The following is a 15,494-nucleotide window of genomic DNA, read 5'->3' as shown; positions in this document are numbered from 1 at the left end:
CTGAAATCGGGATACCGAAGATCAAAGCTTACCGGTATGTGCTGAAAGCTCTGTGGCTTCAAGCATGATATAATGTAAATCTGTGTTTTTTACGAAAGGTTTTAGCAGTTCACTTCCCGGCCCGAACATGGCAAGTTCCACATAATCACCCGAGTGATCCATGCTGATCCAGCCAACAGAATTATGCTTTTTCTGAATTTCCGAATACAGTTTAAAGGGAAGCTTTTTATAATTATATAACCCACCTTCTTTATCAAGACTGGTGTAGAAACTTAAAAGACTTTTAGCTTCATCATCAGCCAGGCTTATGGCATTGGTGTCATAGATCCAGTCTTTCGTTTGCTGCAGGTTAAAATCGGGATGGATTGTATTCAGGATATATTCATTGGTGAATTTATAATGGGCAATAGTATTGAAGTTTCGGGTAGCATCAGCGCCATAAATTGTTCCCGGATTGGCATTGCCGTGATCTGTGGTGATAATAACCAATGTGTTCTTATCTTTTTCAGCAAAATCAACAGCTACTTTTACAGCTTCTTCGAAAGCAATCTGATCATGGATAAGTGCCGCAACATCATTTGCATGTGCAGACCAGTCCACCTTACCTCCTTCAATCTGAAGCACAAAACCTTCTTTATGATCTTTCATCTGGTCTATTGCCGTCTTTGCCATCTCAGCAAGTGTTGGTGTAGACTGTAAAGCTGCTATATTAGCCCTATCAATTGAATAAGGTAGCGCTCCTGTATTGAATACTCCTAATACCGGTTTGCTTTTATCGATATTCTGCAGATCCGAACGGTTTTTTAGAATCTGATATCCTTTTTGTTTATACAAACCGTATACATCTTTTTTGTCTTCTCTTTTCGCGGAGTTAAAAAATTCATCTCCTCCCCCCATCATCACGTCAAATCCTATTTCTGCATACATTTCCGCAATTTCAGGCTCGGCATTCCTGCTGGCTGAATTGATACAAAACCCGGCAGGTGTGGCATGGGTAATGGTTACAGTAGTGACACAGCCTGTTTTTTTTCCCGCTTTTTTAAATTTCTGCCAGATGGGAACATATCTTTCACCATTAGCGCCTATATTCAGTACGCCATTCTTTACCCTGAACCCACCACCGAAAGATGAGCTTGCAGCAGCAGAATCGGTAACAATTGAACTCGCAGAGGCAGTATCCATCAATGCTCTGGATACTTTATTTTCTTTATATAAATTGATCCAGTTTCCACTTTTCCCAAGGATATTCTGGGAGTATAGGTTCGCTAAAGCCAGTGTTCCGGAACTCATGCCATCACTTACCATAAAAATGATATTCTTAGCTTTTTTGTAAGATTTGGGCTTTACAGAAGGTTCGGTGGCCAGAACATTAACCGGATTAATTGCAAACAATCCGGAAAGCAATGCCGAACTTTTTAGAAACTTTCGTCTGTTCATTTTCATTAACATTTCACGATGCAATATATATAATTAAAATTTAATAATGAAACAATGTTGCATTAATTAATTGTAAATTTAATTTTAACAGAATTGATCATATATTCTGCGGAAAAGGATCCTGAAAAATTACAGATTCATCAAACATTTTCTTTTCATCTCCGTTTAAGAGACAATACTCCAGATCTGCCATCATCTTTTCCTGATCTAAATTCTGCCCGATAAAGACCAATTCATTAATGCGGTCCCCCCAGTTTTTATCCCACCGGCTTTCTATAAATTCCTGATTTTGCAGAAATGAAGAGTACTGCACTCTATTGCTCATAGGCATACTGGACCACCATACTCCTGCTTTTTCAAGACGGAAAGAACCGCCTGCCTGCGAAAAGTTCAATGCGTCATCAGGACGTGAAGCAAGCCAGAATAAACCTTTTGCCCGTAAAGCACCTTCCGGATATTGTTCGTTCAGATAGGTCCAAAACCTCATCGGATGGAATGGCTTTTTGTTTCTGAAAACAAATGATCCTATTCCATATTCTTCAGTTTCCGGAGTATGATGTTCTGCTTCCAGCTCCTTCTGCCATCCGGCAGATTGTTGGGCTTCTTCAAAGTCAAATAAATGAGTATTCAGTATTTCCCCGGAAGCTACTTTTCCAAATTCAGAGGTAATAATTCTGGCACCAGGATTCAACTTTCCGATGGTTGCTTTTAAAAAGCCCACCGTTTCTGCGTTGACCAAATCCGTCTTATTCAGTATGATCACATTGGCAAACTCTATCTGATCCGTCAGCAGGTTTACGATCGTACGGAAATCACCTTCCATATCCGTAAGCTCGCGGTCCATTAATAACTCGTTCGAGCCAAAATCTTTAAAAAAATTAAAGCAATCCACTACGGTAACCATTGTATCTACATAGCTGAATGCGGAAAGATCAATCCCGTTTTCCTCATCTGCATAGGTAAAAGTTTGTGCTACTGGAACAGGCTCGCTGATACCGGTGCTTTCAATTAAGAGATAATCAAATCTTTTCTCTTTTGCCAGCCGTTCTACTTCAATCATCAGATCTTCGCGAAGAGTACAGCAGATACAGCCATTACTCATTTCCACCAGCTTCTCTTCTGTACGGGATAATGTACCCTGATTTTCTACAAGGCGTGCATCAATATTGATTTCACTCATATCGTTAACGATCACCGCTACTTTTAAACCATCTTTATTGTGTAAAACATGATTCAGTAATGTCGTTTTTCCGGCACCAAGGAATCCGCTGAGCACGGTTACGGGAAGTTTATTCTCCATAATAGGTTAATGTTGATGATTATTAAAATTGAAAATATGGCCTGCGATTAAACCTGCAGCTCCAATATATATTAAAGGAATATGGATTTCAAAAATCAGGTCTACCAATACAGACACGGAGATTAAAAGAATGGAGATCCAAAACCACCATTTCAGCCATGTTTTTGAGATTTTCTTCGTGACTCTATAAACTACGATGGCTCCGATGAGCAGAAACGCCAGATCGATATAGGGATTGTGGGATATTCCAAGGGGAACGATCATCAGTAAGGGAAAGACAATACAATGAATCAGGCATAAAACCGCTGCGGAAATACCTACTGCATCTAAAATTTTTGATTTCATAAATGATATTTAAGTTTAAAATACTTATCGTAACTTTGTTGCAAATGTAGATATTAATTTTAATTAATGCAACAAAGTTGCAATAAAATCATGAAACAAGTCAGAAACACCCAGGCCAAAACAGAAATATTAAACATCATTAATAGCTCTGACAGCGCATTATCTCACACCGCTATCCAGGAAAAAATCGGGGATCTGTGCAACCGTGTTACCACTTACCGCGTGCTCGACCGTCTTGAAGAGGAAGGAAAAATCCATAAGATCGTTAATGTGGATGGTGTTGTGAATTACGCAAAATGCCATCATTGCACAGAAAATGATCACTCTCATAATCATATTCACTTTAATTGTGAAAAATGCTTGTCTGTAACATGCATAGAAAATGTGGTTCCTGAAATAACACTCCCTAAACACTTTGTTGCCAAAAGCTACAATTTTGTGGTAAGTGGAATCTGTCCGAAATGCTATCAGAACTAACAACAGATTACTTTAAATAAAGTAAAATATCTGTGAATTGCTACACGTTTTTTATTTATTTTTGATTTCAGGACATTTCAGCGTAAAAAATGCATGAAAGGGTTCTATATCACGAATATGAAAAACATAAAATTTTCAAAAATCTTCAGGCTGGTTCGTTGGAAAGAAGTTCTGGCAGTTATTATTTTATTACTGGCCTTCGTATTTTTCCGCAGTGAAAGACACGAACTCGCAACCATAGGCCCTCAATTGCAAAACTCAAAATTAAGCTGGGTTCTGACAGGTATACTTTTAACACTGATTTATGTCCTGCTCCAAGGTTTAATGTATGTAACGAGCTTTCGTGCAACCCAACTGAATGTAGGGATATCTGATGCCACCGTTTTATTTTTAAAACGAAACTTTCTTAGTGTATTTCTTCCTGCCGGAGGTGTAAGCTCGCTGGCATACCTTCCCAGGAATATCAGAACAAAAGGATATAAATCCTCCAAGATCCATCAGGCAAGTGCAATTTATGGATTTGTAGGATTACTAACGGTAATGATCGTAGGAATCCCGTTAATTGCTTACGCAGTCCTGATCAATAAAAGCTTCAATGACAGCTGGGTGGGGATTATTGTCTTGGCGACTATTCTTTTAGGCAGTTATTCAGCATTCGTTTCGTTCCGTAAGAAAAATTCCCTCTACCGGTTTCTGGATCGGAAATTTCCTAAATTCATTGCTTCCATAGATGAGATATTCAATAATGAAATCGACAGAAAGTATTTCTGGATCACTATTTTAGTTTCAGTACTTATTGAATTCTGTGGTGTTTTCCATCTCCTGATTGCCATGTATGCTTTCGGAGTTCCGGCATCATTTTCTGCTGCAGCGATATCGTATGTTGTTTCGATTTTACTGATGATCGTCTCCCCTTTCCTCCGTGGCTTGGGAGCCGTGGAGTTTTCGCTTACCTATATTCTTACGAACTTCGGATACAGCCACACTGACGGTTTAGGCATTACTCTGCTCTACCGTTTTTTTGAATTCTGGATTCCATTGGTTCTTGGGATTTTTGCTTACCTATGGAGCGGACGGAAACTATTGGCCCGTATTTTACCTGTAGTTATGATTTTTTTATTGGGCATCATCAATATCCTTTCGGTAATTACTCCCGCCCTCACGGATCGTTTACACATCCTGAAAGGGTATCTGCCCTGGGAGCTGATCCATATTTCCAAAATGATCACACTCATTTCCGGAGTCTTGCTGCTGGTAACCTCCGCTAATCTTTTCCGGGGATATAAAAGAGCCTGGTATTTTGCAGTAGCACTCACCATAGTATCCATTATTTTTAATTTGTCTAAAGCACTTGATTATGAGGAGGCCTTATTTTCTGCATTTACTTTGGGACTTCTTTGGTACAGCAGAAAGGAGTATATCTTTACCACTAAAATCGTTTCTTTACAAAGAGGTTTCAGCTGGTTTTTAGGAATATTCACCATTATCCTTATTTTCAACTATTTCAGCTTTTACTTTATCAGTAAATCCCATTTCGGCATTGATTTTACAAAGAAAGAAGCCCTTTATTATACATTGTACACATTCCTGCTGTTCAAAGATTCGGGACTTACCCCTCTTACCGGATTTGCACGGGATTTCCAGAACCTTAACTATATTCTTGGGGTAATTTCCTGGTTGGTGCTCATTCTTTCGTTTTACAAAACTCATTCCTGGGTCGTGAAAGATGAGAAAGAAAATGCTATTAACGCTAAACAGCTGATAGAAGAATTCGGAACATCTTCATTAGATTATTTTAAGTTGGCCAAAGAAAAGGAGTTTTATTTTTCTGAAGAAATTAATGGGGTTGTGTCTTTTCGTACGGCGAATGGATTTGCAGTTGTTCTCGAAGAACCCGTATGCGCTGAACATCACAAAACAGATCTGATCAGGGAATTCGATCTGTTCTGTAAGAAAAACAATTTAAAAACCTGCTATTACAGAGTGAGTGAAAGTGGTATTATTTATTTTAATCCCTTAAAAAAACAAAAATTGTTTATCGGTCAGGATGCCATCCTGGATGCAGAAGGTTTTACGCTTACAGGAAAAGATAAAAAGACGATCAGGAACGGCATCAATGCGGTTGAAAAGTCCGGTTATACCACGGAAATACGATATGCACCTCAGGATGATAAAACCATAGACCAGATCCAAAGTGTTTCTGATGAATGGCTCAGGGAATTTGATAAAAAGGAAATTGTTTTTGCAGAGGGAATGTTTGATCGCGATACGGTAAGAAACCAGGATCTTATTACCATTTCTGATAATAACGGACGATGCGTTGCATTTCTGAATATAATTCCTCATTGTGCTCCTGACGAGTGCAGCTATGATATGATCAGAAAAACTGAAGATGCTCCCAACGGCAGTACTGATGTACTGATCGTAAAACTTGTAGAATATGCCAAAAGCAAAAACCTGAAATACATAAACATGGGAATGACCCCAATGGCAGGGATACAACAGACCCATAATACGGCTGAGGATATCATGAAGTTTGCATATCAGAGGGTCGGTAGCTTTAAACATTATCAAACACTGCGAAACTTTAAAGAGAAATATGCCAGTCTCTGGGAAGATCAGTATCTTGTTTATAACAGTGATTTTGAACTGCTCCAGATACCAACGGCATTAAATAAAGTGATGAAACCACAGAAAAATGAAGAATAGACTACGAAAATTCGGCAATCTCCTATCATTATCCCTACTGACCATTTTTTCAGGCTGTCAAAAAGATAATGACTTCAAAATAACGGAATGGAATTCAAACACCGACAAACCTGTTATCTTTTACATCAGTGGCGACGCCGGCTTTAATACTTTTACAAAAGGCCTGGGTACAGATCTCCACAAATTAGGGTATGATGTGTTTGCTTTGGACACGAAGGCTTACTTCTGGAATAAAAAAACACCGGAACAAACTTCCGGAGATATAGAGAATTACATCAACCAGCAATTGCAGGGACGGAAAAATCAAAAAGTAGTTCTTCTTGGGTTTTCATTTGGTGCTGATGTAACTCCATTTGTATATAACCGTTTTACTCCTGATCTGAAAAGCAAGATCCAAAAAGTATTTATTATGGGGCCTTCCAAAAGCAATGACTTTCAGATTCACCTGGATGAATATTTTGGAGTTGAGCCCAAAGGAAGTTTACAGGTCATCCCGGAGATCAACAAAATGGGAACAGCTCCCGTACTGCTTATTGTAAGTGATTTTGAATTTGCCCATTTTCCGTATTATGAAATAAAGCTGGGTAGTAATTATAAGATGAAACATATTCCGGGAAACCATCATTACGGAAATAATACGAAGATGCTGGCCAACTTTATCAATCTTAATTTATAAAATACAGCGACCGCACCGGTTGGAAAAATTAATAACCTTGAAGTCATCAACAAAAATAACATGAAAAATAAACCAATAACAGAATACACCAATGAGGAACTCATTAATCAGGAAAAAAATTCAAAAGCAATAACCATTTTGCTTATGATTGCTATTTCACTTTTATTCTTTAGTAATCTTTTTCTAACATTCAAACACAAATTCAGTGCTTTGGCCGTGATTCCTATCGCTCTGGTTCCTATTTTAATTGTAAATATTAATAAATGGAAGCAACTTAAAAAAGAAAAGGCCGATAGAAATCTATAAAATAAAAGCCTTCCAGAATTATTGAAAGGCTTTTAAAATAGGAATATAAGTTAATCCCGTTTCTTATTGATATATTTTTCAAACCGTTTTAAACCTTCTTCCAAAACTTCTCTGGGACAGGCAATGTTCATTCGCAAAAAACCTTCCCCGGAACTGCCATACATTGTTCCCGGATTCAGCCACAATTTTTCTTCCTTAAACAGGAGTTTTGAAAGCTCTTCAGATCCTTTACCCAAAATCCGGCAATCCAGCCATACAAGGTAGGTCGCCTGTAATGGGCCAATGGTTATATTGGGTAAATGATCTTTGCAGAAATCTTTTAAAAACAGATAATTATTATACAAATATTCTTTTAATTCCTCCATCCAGTCCCTTCCATGTGTATAGGCAGCAATTAAAGCTTCAGCCGCAAATGGATTGATACCATAAGTCTCCTGTACGGATAATATTTTTGAAATTTGTTTTTTAAACTCCTGATCTTTAGTAATAACATATGACACAGGCAGGCTGGACAAATTAAATGTTTTACAGGGAGAACCGCAGGTTACAGAAAGTAGATCATAATCTTCCGCTACAGAAAGAAATGGCACATGCTTGTTTTCTTTATACACGATATCGGCGTGAATTTCATCAGAGATAACCATCACATTATGTCTCGAACATATTGAAGCTATTTTTTCCAGTTCCTGTCTTGTCCATACTCTTCCTACAGGGTTGTGGGGACTACAAAGCAGCAGCATTTTATTCTGAGGGTCTGAAGCCTTCATTTCGAGGTCTTCAAAATCAATCTGATAGTTTCCGTTTTCGTACATCAGATGATTTTCAACCGCATGGCATCCGCAATTTTCAATCAATATAAAAAAATGGTTGTATACCGGTGATTGTACTATAATATGATCTCCCGGCTGAAGGTATGTTCTTACAATAGCAGAAATTACCGGAATCATTCCCGGAACAGGAAGCAGCCATTCTTTTTTTAAACTGACCTCATGACTTGTTTCCCACCAACTGATAATTGCATCATACAGTGCCTGGGGAGTAAAGCTATATCCAAACATTCCCTGTTCAGCTTTCCGTGAAAGAGCATTTATGATTTCAGGAGGTGTTTTAAAGTCCATATCAGCCACCCACATAGGGAGCACATTATCATCTGCCACAGAATCCCATTTGATGGAATTGGTGCCTCGTCTGGAGATTATTTCGTCGAAATTATAAGTCATTGAATTAAGGAGTATCTAGATAGTTTTTGAGATCTGAAATATTTTTTATGTTTAATTGCCGGGCCTGTTCCCGTCTCATCATCAGGGCGTAGGAATTATTAAACCCTAAAGGCTGAAGCCATTCTATACCATATTGTTTTTTAAATTCAGTGTTTACGTAGTTATAGGTTTTTTCAGGACTTGGGCTCACCTCTTTTAAAATTGTTTCCGAAGGTTTTAAAAGGACCAAAAGGCCTGTTCCCGTATATTCAGGGTAGAAATCAATGGCATCATTCACCAGTGCATCGAAACAAATTTTCGTTCCTCCCAAGCCTGTTTTGGTTTCTACTTTATAATCCGTATTGCCTTCAATAAGCATTTTATACATTTCTGTAAGAATATATTGCTCTCCAAAAATTTTGGAGCCGATCCGCACGGTCCCTCCATTTCCTTTTCGGGAATTTTTGAAAAGATCATGCTGCTTCAGGAAGTCCTTTGCAATTTTTTCCGGGGTTTGGTGGAGGTAATCAGACCGATAATTGAGATCCGTCATGACAGAGTCATTGAATTTTCCTGCCAGCAAATTGAGCGTTTCTTGCAGCTGCGGAAACTTTTGTAATGTTTTTGTCTTTATAATGGGTGCGGCAAAATACGGTGGAAATATTTTTTTATCGTCCTCCAGTACATACAGATCATAGGCTTTAATCCTTCCGTCTGTAGAATATCCGCTTATGAGATCCAGTTCCTTATCGTAAGCTGCTTTATACATAATGGCATCACTTACAATAAGTGGCTTGGCATTAAGTCCGTATACTGATCTCAATCCAATATCTCCATCCTGCCTTCCCATAAATTCAGGCGTAAAACCTGCTTTAAGCTTGGTTCCGGAATAGGAATTAAACACATATACACCTCCAATAATAACCAAAACTATGGGAATAATGAACAGCATCTTACGAAGCCTCCTATAGCCGGATTTCTGTAAAACAGCAATCAGTTGATCCAGGATAATAGCCAGTAACGCAGCCGGGATGGCGCCTGCTAGAATCATATTGGTATTATTAAGGGAGATTCCTCCAAATATAAATTCTCCCAATCCTCCTGCCGCAACAAATGAGGCTAAAGTCGCCACACCTACATTGATTACTGCAGCTGTCCTTATTCCTGCAATGATTACAGGCATTGCCAATGGAAGCTCTACTTTGAACAAGAGCTGTTTTTTGTTCATTCCCATTGCCTGGGCAGCTTCTACAACCGAAGCATCTACTCCCGTAATTCCCGTATAGGTATTCCGTATAATTGGTAGAAGGGCATATATCAGTAATGCTACAATGGCTGGAGTAGCCCCGATGCCAAAGGCAGGAATCATAAATCCAAGTAAAGCTATACTCGGAATGGTTTGCAGTATACCGGCAGTTCCCAGGACAGGGTTGGCAAATAATTTCTTTCTGGCGATGAATATTCCTAACGGAACACCCACAATTATTGCCAGGAGTAATGATACAAAAGTAAGCCCAAGATGCTGTATAATCTGGAGAAGAAGTTTATCCTGCTGTTCGGCAATAAACTGCCAGAGGTTCTGCTGTGTCATTATGCCTGTGCTTTTCTGTAAAGGTTAAATGCCTCGCTCAGTTTTTCATACTGATCCGAATAGCTTTTATCTGCACTGAGTTTCTGTAAAATATTCCACACATTTTCCTTTCTATCAAATTCTTCTCTGAAACTTTCGTTCTGTTCAAGAAAAGGACTTATATTATCCAGCGTGGCAACTTTATATTCAAGCAAAAGCCTGTTTTCTGCAAAGAAATTTTTCACAAAATCCCCGGCAGGATGATAGAGCATTTCCTTGGGAGTTCCGATCTGGACAATCTTTCCTTCATTCATAAGGCAGATCCTTTGCCCCAGCTCGAAAGCTTCCTGTACATCATGTGTAACAAGAATAATGGTTTTATTTTTAAGTTCCTCTAATGATTTAAATTCAGAATGAATATCCGCTTTAGTAATATTATCTAATGCTCCAAAAGGCTCATCCATTAATAATATCGGGGTATCTGCTATTAAAGCTCTTGCGATCCCGACCCGTTGCTGCTGTCCGCCGCTTAATTCCTGGGGAAAACGGGAAAGCAGTTCTTCCGGCAGGTGAAGCTTTTCCATAAGTTCTTCCGTTCTGCTTCTGATCTTCTTTTTCTCCCATTTGAGCAGCTCGGGAACCACAGCAATATTCCGGCGGATGTTATAATGAGGAAAAAGCCCGGCATGCTGCATAACAAAGCCAATGTGCATGCGGAGCTCTTCCGGTTTTTTTTCAAGAATATTTTGTCCGTCAATCCAGATATCACCGGAATCAGCTTCTATCAGACGATTGATCATTTTCAGGGTTGTGGTTTTTCCACAACCGCTTGTTCCGAGAAGCACCAGAATTTCTTTATCCTGTGCTTCGAAAGAGATATGATCAACGGCAATCCGGTCATCAAATTTTTTGGTGAGTGATTCTACTTTAATCATAGGCAGGACTTATCTCGCTAATCTTATTCCTGTAAACTGCCACTGAAGACTTGCATGAAAGAAATTCCTGTATGTATTTCTGCTGTGCCCTTTCGGTGTAGCTTCGGAAGCCCCTCTTAAAACCATTTGATTGACCATAAACTTTCCGTTATACTCGCCTACGGCACCCGCTTCTTTTTTAAATCCGGGATATGGTAAATAAGCACTTCCCGTCCATTCCCACCTTTCTCCCCACTGAAAATGTACGGAAGCAACCTCCCACTCCGCTTCGGTTGGAAGACGCATTCCTTTCCATGCTGCAAAAGCTGAAGCTTCATAGAAATTGATGTGACAAACCGCTTCGTCAGGATCTACTTCCTGTAAACCGTCTAAGGTATAATACATCCATTTTTCATCGATCCAATGCCAATATAGCGGTGATTTCACCTCATTTTGTTTCACCCAGTCCCAACCCTCTGCATGCCAATGTCTGAAATCCCTATATCCGTTGTCATTTATAAATTCCAGATATTCGCCATTGGTAACCAGACGGTCACTTATTTCAAAATTGTTGAGGTATACTTTATGTCTTCCCAGTTCGTTATCAAAGCAAAAGCCATTACCATTAAAACCAATTTCATACACCCCTTCACTTAATCTGATCATTTCACCGGTCAGAACTATTTCCTTGTTTTCTTCCTTATCTTTCCGGTACGCCGGGAAAAGAGGATTGTGACCTAAAATATATTTGATGTCCGTAAGCAACAACTCCTGGTGTTGTTGTTCATGATTGAGTCCCAGCTCCAAAAGCGGCTCAATGGAAGGGTTCATAAATTCACTCTGAAGAAAAGCAGTCATCTGGCGGTCCACATATTCCCTGTAGCGATACACATCTGCCACTGAAGGGCGGCTCAAATTACCCCGGTCTGTACGGATGACTCTTGCTCCTATGGTTTCGTAATAGCTGTTGAATACAAAATTATATTGAGGATCAAAAACAGTGTACCCCGGAAAATTCGGAACGAGAATAAAGGTTTCAAAAAACCATGTGGTATGTCCTAAATGCCATTTTGGCGGGCTTACATCCACGATAGGCTGTACGACAAAATCTTCAGTCTCAAGAGGAGCACAAATAGCCAACGAATGGCTGCGAATATTCCTGTAAGTCGTTACGGCATCAATAATCTTAGGATTTGCTATCATCTTTTTAGATTTTTTATTATTTATTTAAACTTCCAGACGGAGTCAATAAACCATTTCTTCGAGTCTTTAATTTCTCCGTCAATCTCAAAGCCCGTTTTCTTTGCCAATTCTTTTATATCGGCCTCAGAAAATTTCTGTGAAACCTCCATATCTATCAGTTCATTTTCCTTAAATATAATCTCCGTATGATCTATATTTACCACCTGATCGGCCAGACTCACGAGATAACTCCTGCATGCTCCGCTTACAGGATCATACGTCTGATAATGCTGAAATTGCTCAATATTAAAATCAGCATTAAGTTCCTTATTGATACGCGTAAGAAGATTAAGGTTAAAAGCTGCTGTTATACCGGTGGCGTCGTTATAGGCATTTAAGATGGTGTGAGGATTTTTTTTAAGATCAAACCCTATCAGAATCCTGTCTCCGGGATTCATGTGATCTTTCAATCCTATACAAAATGCATTAGCCTCTTCGAGTTCCATATTACCGATGTTCCCTCCCAAAAACAAAATGACTTTTCTTTTTGAGGAAAGCGAGGCTGCCTTATTCAGCATTTGAAAATATTCTCCCTCGAGCCGGGTAACTTTTAAATCAGGTATCTCCTTTTTTAATTTCTGATCCAGGACAGATAAAATATTACCTGAAATATCAATGGGCATATAAGTAAAATCCAACCCCTTATCTATCATATATTTAAGAAGATAGGTCGATTTCATAGCATCACCTGCCCCCAATTCGATCAGATCGAAAGGAGTATTGTCAAAACCTATCAGATTAGCGATATCGGCTGTTTTATTTTGAAATATATCAAGCTCACATTGGGTAAGATAGTATTCAGGCATTGCCATTATCTTTTGGAAAAGCCGGTCTCCTACTTCATCATAAAAATATTTTGAAGATAATCTTTTGGGATTGCTATCCAGTCCTTTTTTTACATCGAGGAAAAAATTTCCGGTCTTATTGTGATTGTTTTTTATTTGTGAATTGGTGTTTGAGTTCATTTTACGTTTTCATTATAGTTCGGTAAGCACTACAAATTACCGTTCTCCTCATTACTCTTCATAAAAGTAGTTGCTTGGCGCATTCAATATAATTAAATGTACACTTAAATTTTGATTTAGCTATTCTATTTTCCATCTTTTTAATAAAATTATGAAAATTTAAAAGTCAAAATTCATATTAAAAAGTTCTTATTAATAGCAGGTTATTCACTCCCAACCCTGAAAAATGTCCGTTAAATAAAATATACCTCAGAAATATGATTTTAATATTTTATTTTTGGTCATTACTCGGTTTGGTATTGTAACATGTTCTATTTATCAGGAATCTTTATTGCTTATTTTTCTTCTTTTCTCATTTTAGGTAAGAAAAGGAAAATGATGGCAGATTACCTTTTGGCATTATGGTTCTTTATCATTGGGATTCATTTGACATTATTTTATTTAAATTTTTCCGAAAACAATATTACTACTCCCTATTTATTGGGATTAGAGATTCCTCTTCCTTTGATACATGGACCTATGCTTTATGTATATGTCCTTACGCTTACTCAGCAAAACAATCGCAGATATCTGAGGATTCTGCATTTCATTCCTCCTTTGGTCGTGTATCTTATTTTGTGGGATTTCTATTTACTTTCGACAAAAGATAAGATTTTAATTTATCATAATGGCGGAATGAGGTATCAAAACATAAGAGAAAATATCAATATACTTATTTACATTTCCGGAATTACATATATCATACTTAGTATCAGATCATTAAAAAAATACAAAAACAGTATTGCAAAACAGTATTCTAACATTGAAAGGATCAACTTGAACTGGGTATATTATCTTATTTTTGGAATCGCTGTAATCTGGATCTTAGTTATCCTTAAAGATGACAGAATCACATTTACCTCAGTTGTAATTTTTATATTACTGGCGGCCTATTTCGGAATTACCAAAGCAGGAATTTTAAATTTAGCAGAGCCAAAAATAAAAGATACTGAAAAAGATGATACCACACCGCCAATTGAAAATCAGCAGATTAAATATCAGAAATCGATTTTAAACGAAGCCTCAATCCACGAAATCTACACCAGGCTGACTTCCAAAATGCAATCTGAACAACTTTTCAAAGATCCCGAATTAAACCTGGCTACACTGGCCGGCATTATCGAAGTACATCCCAATACTCTTTCTCAGGTTATCAATACCATTGAAGACAAAAACTTCTACGATTACATCAATATACAAAGGATTGAAGAATTTAAAAGAATCGCTATCCTTCCGGAAAATCAAAAATTCACTATTCTTTCACTGGCATTTGAATGTGGGTTTAATTCCAAAACTGCTTTTAATCGCAATTTTAAAAAATATATGAATTGTTCCCCGAGAGACTTTTTAAAGGAGCAGAATCTTGAGATTGGAGGTTAGAAGTTAGAGGTTAGAGGTTAGAGGTTAGAGGTTAGAGGTTAGAAAGAAAATAATTATTCGACTTCCACAAAACAATCCGCTCAATCAGTTATTTTATGTGTATGAAATTAGTTCCACCTTACATTCTGGGGCATTTATTTTTTTAACAATCCGCACTTTTGCTAAAAAAACAACATTTAACACCCTATTGTTAAGCCATTTAACTCAAGCTCTTTTACTATGAAAATATTTTTGTTCGTTATCCTGGTTATTTTTGCATTATTAATCGGACTATATCCTTTAATTTATCTTTTTGTTGATCACAAACATACTTTTTTACAAACCAAGCTTCCTGAAGTTGTTCATGATACTGTCTGGAGAGCTCTTTTCTTTAGCCATATGATCTTCGGGGGTATCTCCCTTTTTATTGGATGGAGACAGTTTGGGGCAACATTTCGGAATAAGCATAAAGTTTTACACAGAATAATAGGTAAAACATATATATTCTCAGTAATTATCAGCTCATTATCGGGTATATATATTGGTTTCTTTGCTAATGGAGGAATTATTTCTTCATTAGGTTTTATAAGCCTGGGAATGATTTGGTTTTCTACAACCGTTGCCGCATTTTTAAAGATAAAAAGAGGAGATGTTTTACAGCATCAGAAACTGATGACTTATAGCTATGCCTGTACTTTTGCAGCAGTAACACTAAGACTGTGGATGCCTTTATTAAAAATAGCTATAGGAACACCGGATATATCCTACCTTATTGTTGCCTGGCTATGCTGGGTTCCAAATCTCTTAGTAGCATATTATATTAACAAAACTCATTCATTGCAGAATCAATAATGTTTTGAAAAGATGTCTCATGAAGGCTTGAGTTGTTTAACCAGATAAAAATCCACGAACTGCACTTAAGTATCTACCATTTAAATGGTGATAAATGTATATTT

The 15,494-nt window shown here is 37.8% G+C and carries 14 protein-coding genes; 6 read left to right on the top strand and 8 right to left on the bottom strand.

Features of this window, described 5'->3' with window-relative positions:
- Positions 1-21: 21 nt before the first annotated feature.
- From PFY10_01670 to PFY10_01660, 3 genes are all read right to left on the bottom strand, one after another.
- The gene (locus PFY10_01670; protein WBV57149.1) at positions 22-1,437 is read right to left on the bottom strand and encodes an alkaline phosphatase; all 1,416 of its coding nucleotides are present in this window, start codon (positions 1,435-1,437) and stop codon (positions 22-24) included.
- Between the two features lie 97 nt (positions 1,438-1,534).
- Positions 1,535-2,737 (bottom strand): GTP-binding protein, encoded by a 1,203-nt coding sequence (locus PFY10_01665; protein ID WBV57148.1) that lies wholly within the window; start codon positions 2,735-2,737, stop codon positions 1,535-1,537.
- A 6-nt stretch (positions 2,738-2,743) separates the two neighbouring features.
- Complete coding sequence (locus tag PFY10_01660; protein WBV57147.1) at positions 2,744-3,082, bottom strand: MerC domain-containing protein; 339 nt, start codon at positions 3,080-3,082, stop codon at positions 2,744-2,746.
- Positions 3,083-3,172: 90 nt separating this feature from the next.
- On the opposite strand from PFY10_01660, the gene PFY10_01655 reads away from it, so the two are divergent.
- The 4 genes from PFY10_01655 to PFY10_01640 all read left to right on the top strand — a co-directional run bounded on the left by PFY10_01655 (position 3,173) and on the right by PFY10_01640 (position 7,250).
- Positions 3,173-3,559 (top strand): transcriptional repressor, encoded by a 387-nt coding sequence (locus tag PFY10_01655; protein ID WBV57146.1) that lies wholly within the window; start codon positions 3,173-3,175, stop codon positions 3,557-3,559.
- 117 nt (positions 3,560-3,676) lie between these two features.
- Positions 3,677-6,268, top strand: coding sequence for a phosphatidylglycerol lysyltransferase domain-containing protein (locus PFY10_01650; GenBank protein ID WBV57145.1), 2,592 nt, complete (start codon positions 3,677-3,679; stop codon positions 6,266-6,268).
- Complete coding sequence (locus PFY10_01645; protein ID WBV57144.1) at positions 6,258-6,944, top strand: hypothetical protein; 687 nt, start codon at positions 6,258-6,260, stop codon at positions 6,942-6,944. Before PFY10_01650 ends, PFY10_01645 begins: the two co-directional genes overlap by 11 nt.
- 60 nt (positions 6,945-7,004) lie before the next feature.
- Positions 7,005-7,250, top strand: coding sequence for a redox-active disulfide protein 2 (locus PFY10_01640; GenBank protein ID WBV57143.1), 246 nt, complete (start codon positions 7,005-7,007; stop codon positions 7,248-7,250).
- Between the two features lie 50 nt (positions 7,251-7,300).
- Here the strand turns inward: PFY10_01640 and PFY10_01635 are convergent, their stop codons facing one another.
- The 5 genes from PFY10_01635 to PFY10_01615 are packed head-to-tail and all read right to left on the bottom strand — an operon-like array spanning position 7,301 to position 13,140.
- Positions 7,301-8,470: a pyridoxal phosphate-dependent aminotransferase gene (locus tag PFY10_01635; GenBank protein WBV57142.1), complete on the bottom strand. Its 1,170-nt coding sequence runs from the start codon at positions 8,468-8,470 to the stop codon at positions 7,301-7,303.
- A 4-nt stretch (positions 8,471-8,474) separates the two neighbouring features.
- Complete coding sequence (locus tag PFY10_01630) at positions 8,475-10,040, bottom strand: ABC transporter permease/substrate-binding protein (protein ID WBV57141.1); 1,566 nt, start codon at positions 10,038-10,040, stop codon at positions 8,475-8,477.
- Positions 10,040-10,954 carry an ABC transporter ATP-binding protein gene (locus PFY10_01625; protein WBV57140.1) on the bottom strand — a complete coding sequence of 305 codons (915 nt, stop codon included), beginning with the start codon at positions 10,952-10,954 and terminating at the stop codon, positions 10,040-10,042. The genes PFY10_01630 and PFY10_01625 overlap by 1 nt, the downstream gene beginning before the upstream one ends.
- 9 nt (positions 10,955-10,963) lie before the next feature.
- Positions 10,964-12,136 (bottom strand): ergothioneine biosynthesis protein EgtB, encoded by a 1,173-nt coding sequence (gene egtB / locus PFY10_01620; GenBank protein ID WBV57139.1) that lies wholly within the window; start codon positions 12,134-12,136, stop codon positions 10,964-10,966.
- 20 nt (positions 12,137-12,156) lie between these two features.
- The gene (locus PFY10_01615; protein WBV57138.1) at positions 12,157-13,140 is read right to left on the bottom strand and encodes an L-histidine N(alpha)-methyltransferase; all 984 of its coding nucleotides are present in this window, start codon (positions 13,138-13,140) and stop codon (positions 12,157-12,159) included.
- A 378-nt stretch (positions 13,141-13,518) separates the two neighbouring features.
- Here PFY10_01615 and PFY10_01610 point away from each other — a divergent pair, with 378 nt between their 5' ends.
- On the top strand, positions 13,519-14,559 hold the full coding sequence (locus PFY10_01610) for a helix-turn-helix domain-containing protein (GenBank protein ID WBV57137.1): 1,041 nt from the start codon (positions 13,519-13,521) through the stop codon (positions 14,557-14,559).
- Between the two features lie 219 nt (positions 14,560-14,778).
- Positions 14,779-15,390 carry a DUF2306 domain-containing protein gene (locus PFY10_01605; GenBank protein WBV57136.1) on the top strand — a complete coding sequence of 204 codons (612 nt, stop codon included), beginning with the start codon at positions 14,779-14,781 and terminating at the stop codon, positions 15,388-15,390.
- Positions 15,391-15,494: the final 104 nt, after the last annotated feature.

This window comes from Chryseobacterium daecheongense (genome assembly GCA_027920525.1).
Classification (GTDB): Bacteria; Bacteroidota; Bacteroidia; order Flavobacteriales; family Weeksellaceae; genus Chryseobacterium; species Chryseobacterium proteolyticum.
This window is presented reverse-complemented; position numbering and strand designations above follow the sequence as displayed.

Coding starts and splice junctions, on each gene's coding strand:
- PFY10_01670 (WBV57149.1), bottom strand. CDS start 1,437: ATGAACAGACGAAAGTTTCTAAAAAGTTCGGCATTGCTTTCCGGATTG.
- PFY10_01665 (WBV57148.1), bottom strand. CDS start 2,737: ATGGAGAATAAACTTCCCGTAACCGTGCTCAGCGGATTCCTTGGTGCC.
- PFY10_01660 (WBV57147.1), bottom strand. CDS start 3,082: ATGAAATCAAAAATTTTAGATGCAGTAGGTATTTCCGCAGCGGTTTTA.
- PFY10_01655 (WBV57146.1), top strand. CDS start 3,173: ATGAAACAAGTCAGAAACACCCAGGCCAAAACAGAAATATTAAACATC.
- PFY10_01650 (WBV57145.1), top strand. CDS start 3,677: ATGAAAAACATAAAATTTTCAAAAATCTTCAGGCTGGTTCGTTGGAAA.
- PFY10_01645 (WBV57144.1), top strand. CDS start 6,258: ATGAAGAATAGACTACGAAAATTCGGCAATCTCCTATCATTATCCCTA.
- PFY10_01640 (WBV57143.1), top strand. CDS start 7,005: ATGAAAAATAAACCAATAACAGAATACACCAATGAGGAACTCATTAAT.
- PFY10_01635 (WBV57142.1), bottom strand. CDS start 8,470: ATGACTTATAATTTCGACGAAATAATCTCCAGACGAGGCACCAATTCC.
- PFY10_01630 (WBV57141.1), bottom strand. CDS start 10,040: ATGACACAGCAGAACCTCTGGCAGTTTATTGCCGAACAGCAGGATAAA.
- PFY10_01625 (WBV57140.1), bottom strand. CDS start 10,954: ATGATTAAAGTAGAATCACTCACCAAAAAATTTGATGACCGGATTGCC.
- egtB (WBV57139.1), bottom strand. CDS start 12,136: ATGATAGCAAATCCTAAGATTATTGATGCCGTAACGACTTACAGGAAT.
- PFY10_01615 (WBV57138.1), bottom strand. CDS start 13,140: ATGAACTCAAACACCAATTCACAAATAAAAAACAATCACAATAAGACC.
- PFY10_01610 (WBV57137.1), top strand. CDS start 13,519: ATGGCAGATTACCTTTTGGCATTATGGTTCTTTATCATTGGGATTCAT.
- PFY10_01605 (WBV57136.1), top strand. CDS start 14,779: ATGAAAATATTTTTGTTCGTTATCCTGGTTATTTTTGCATTATTAATC.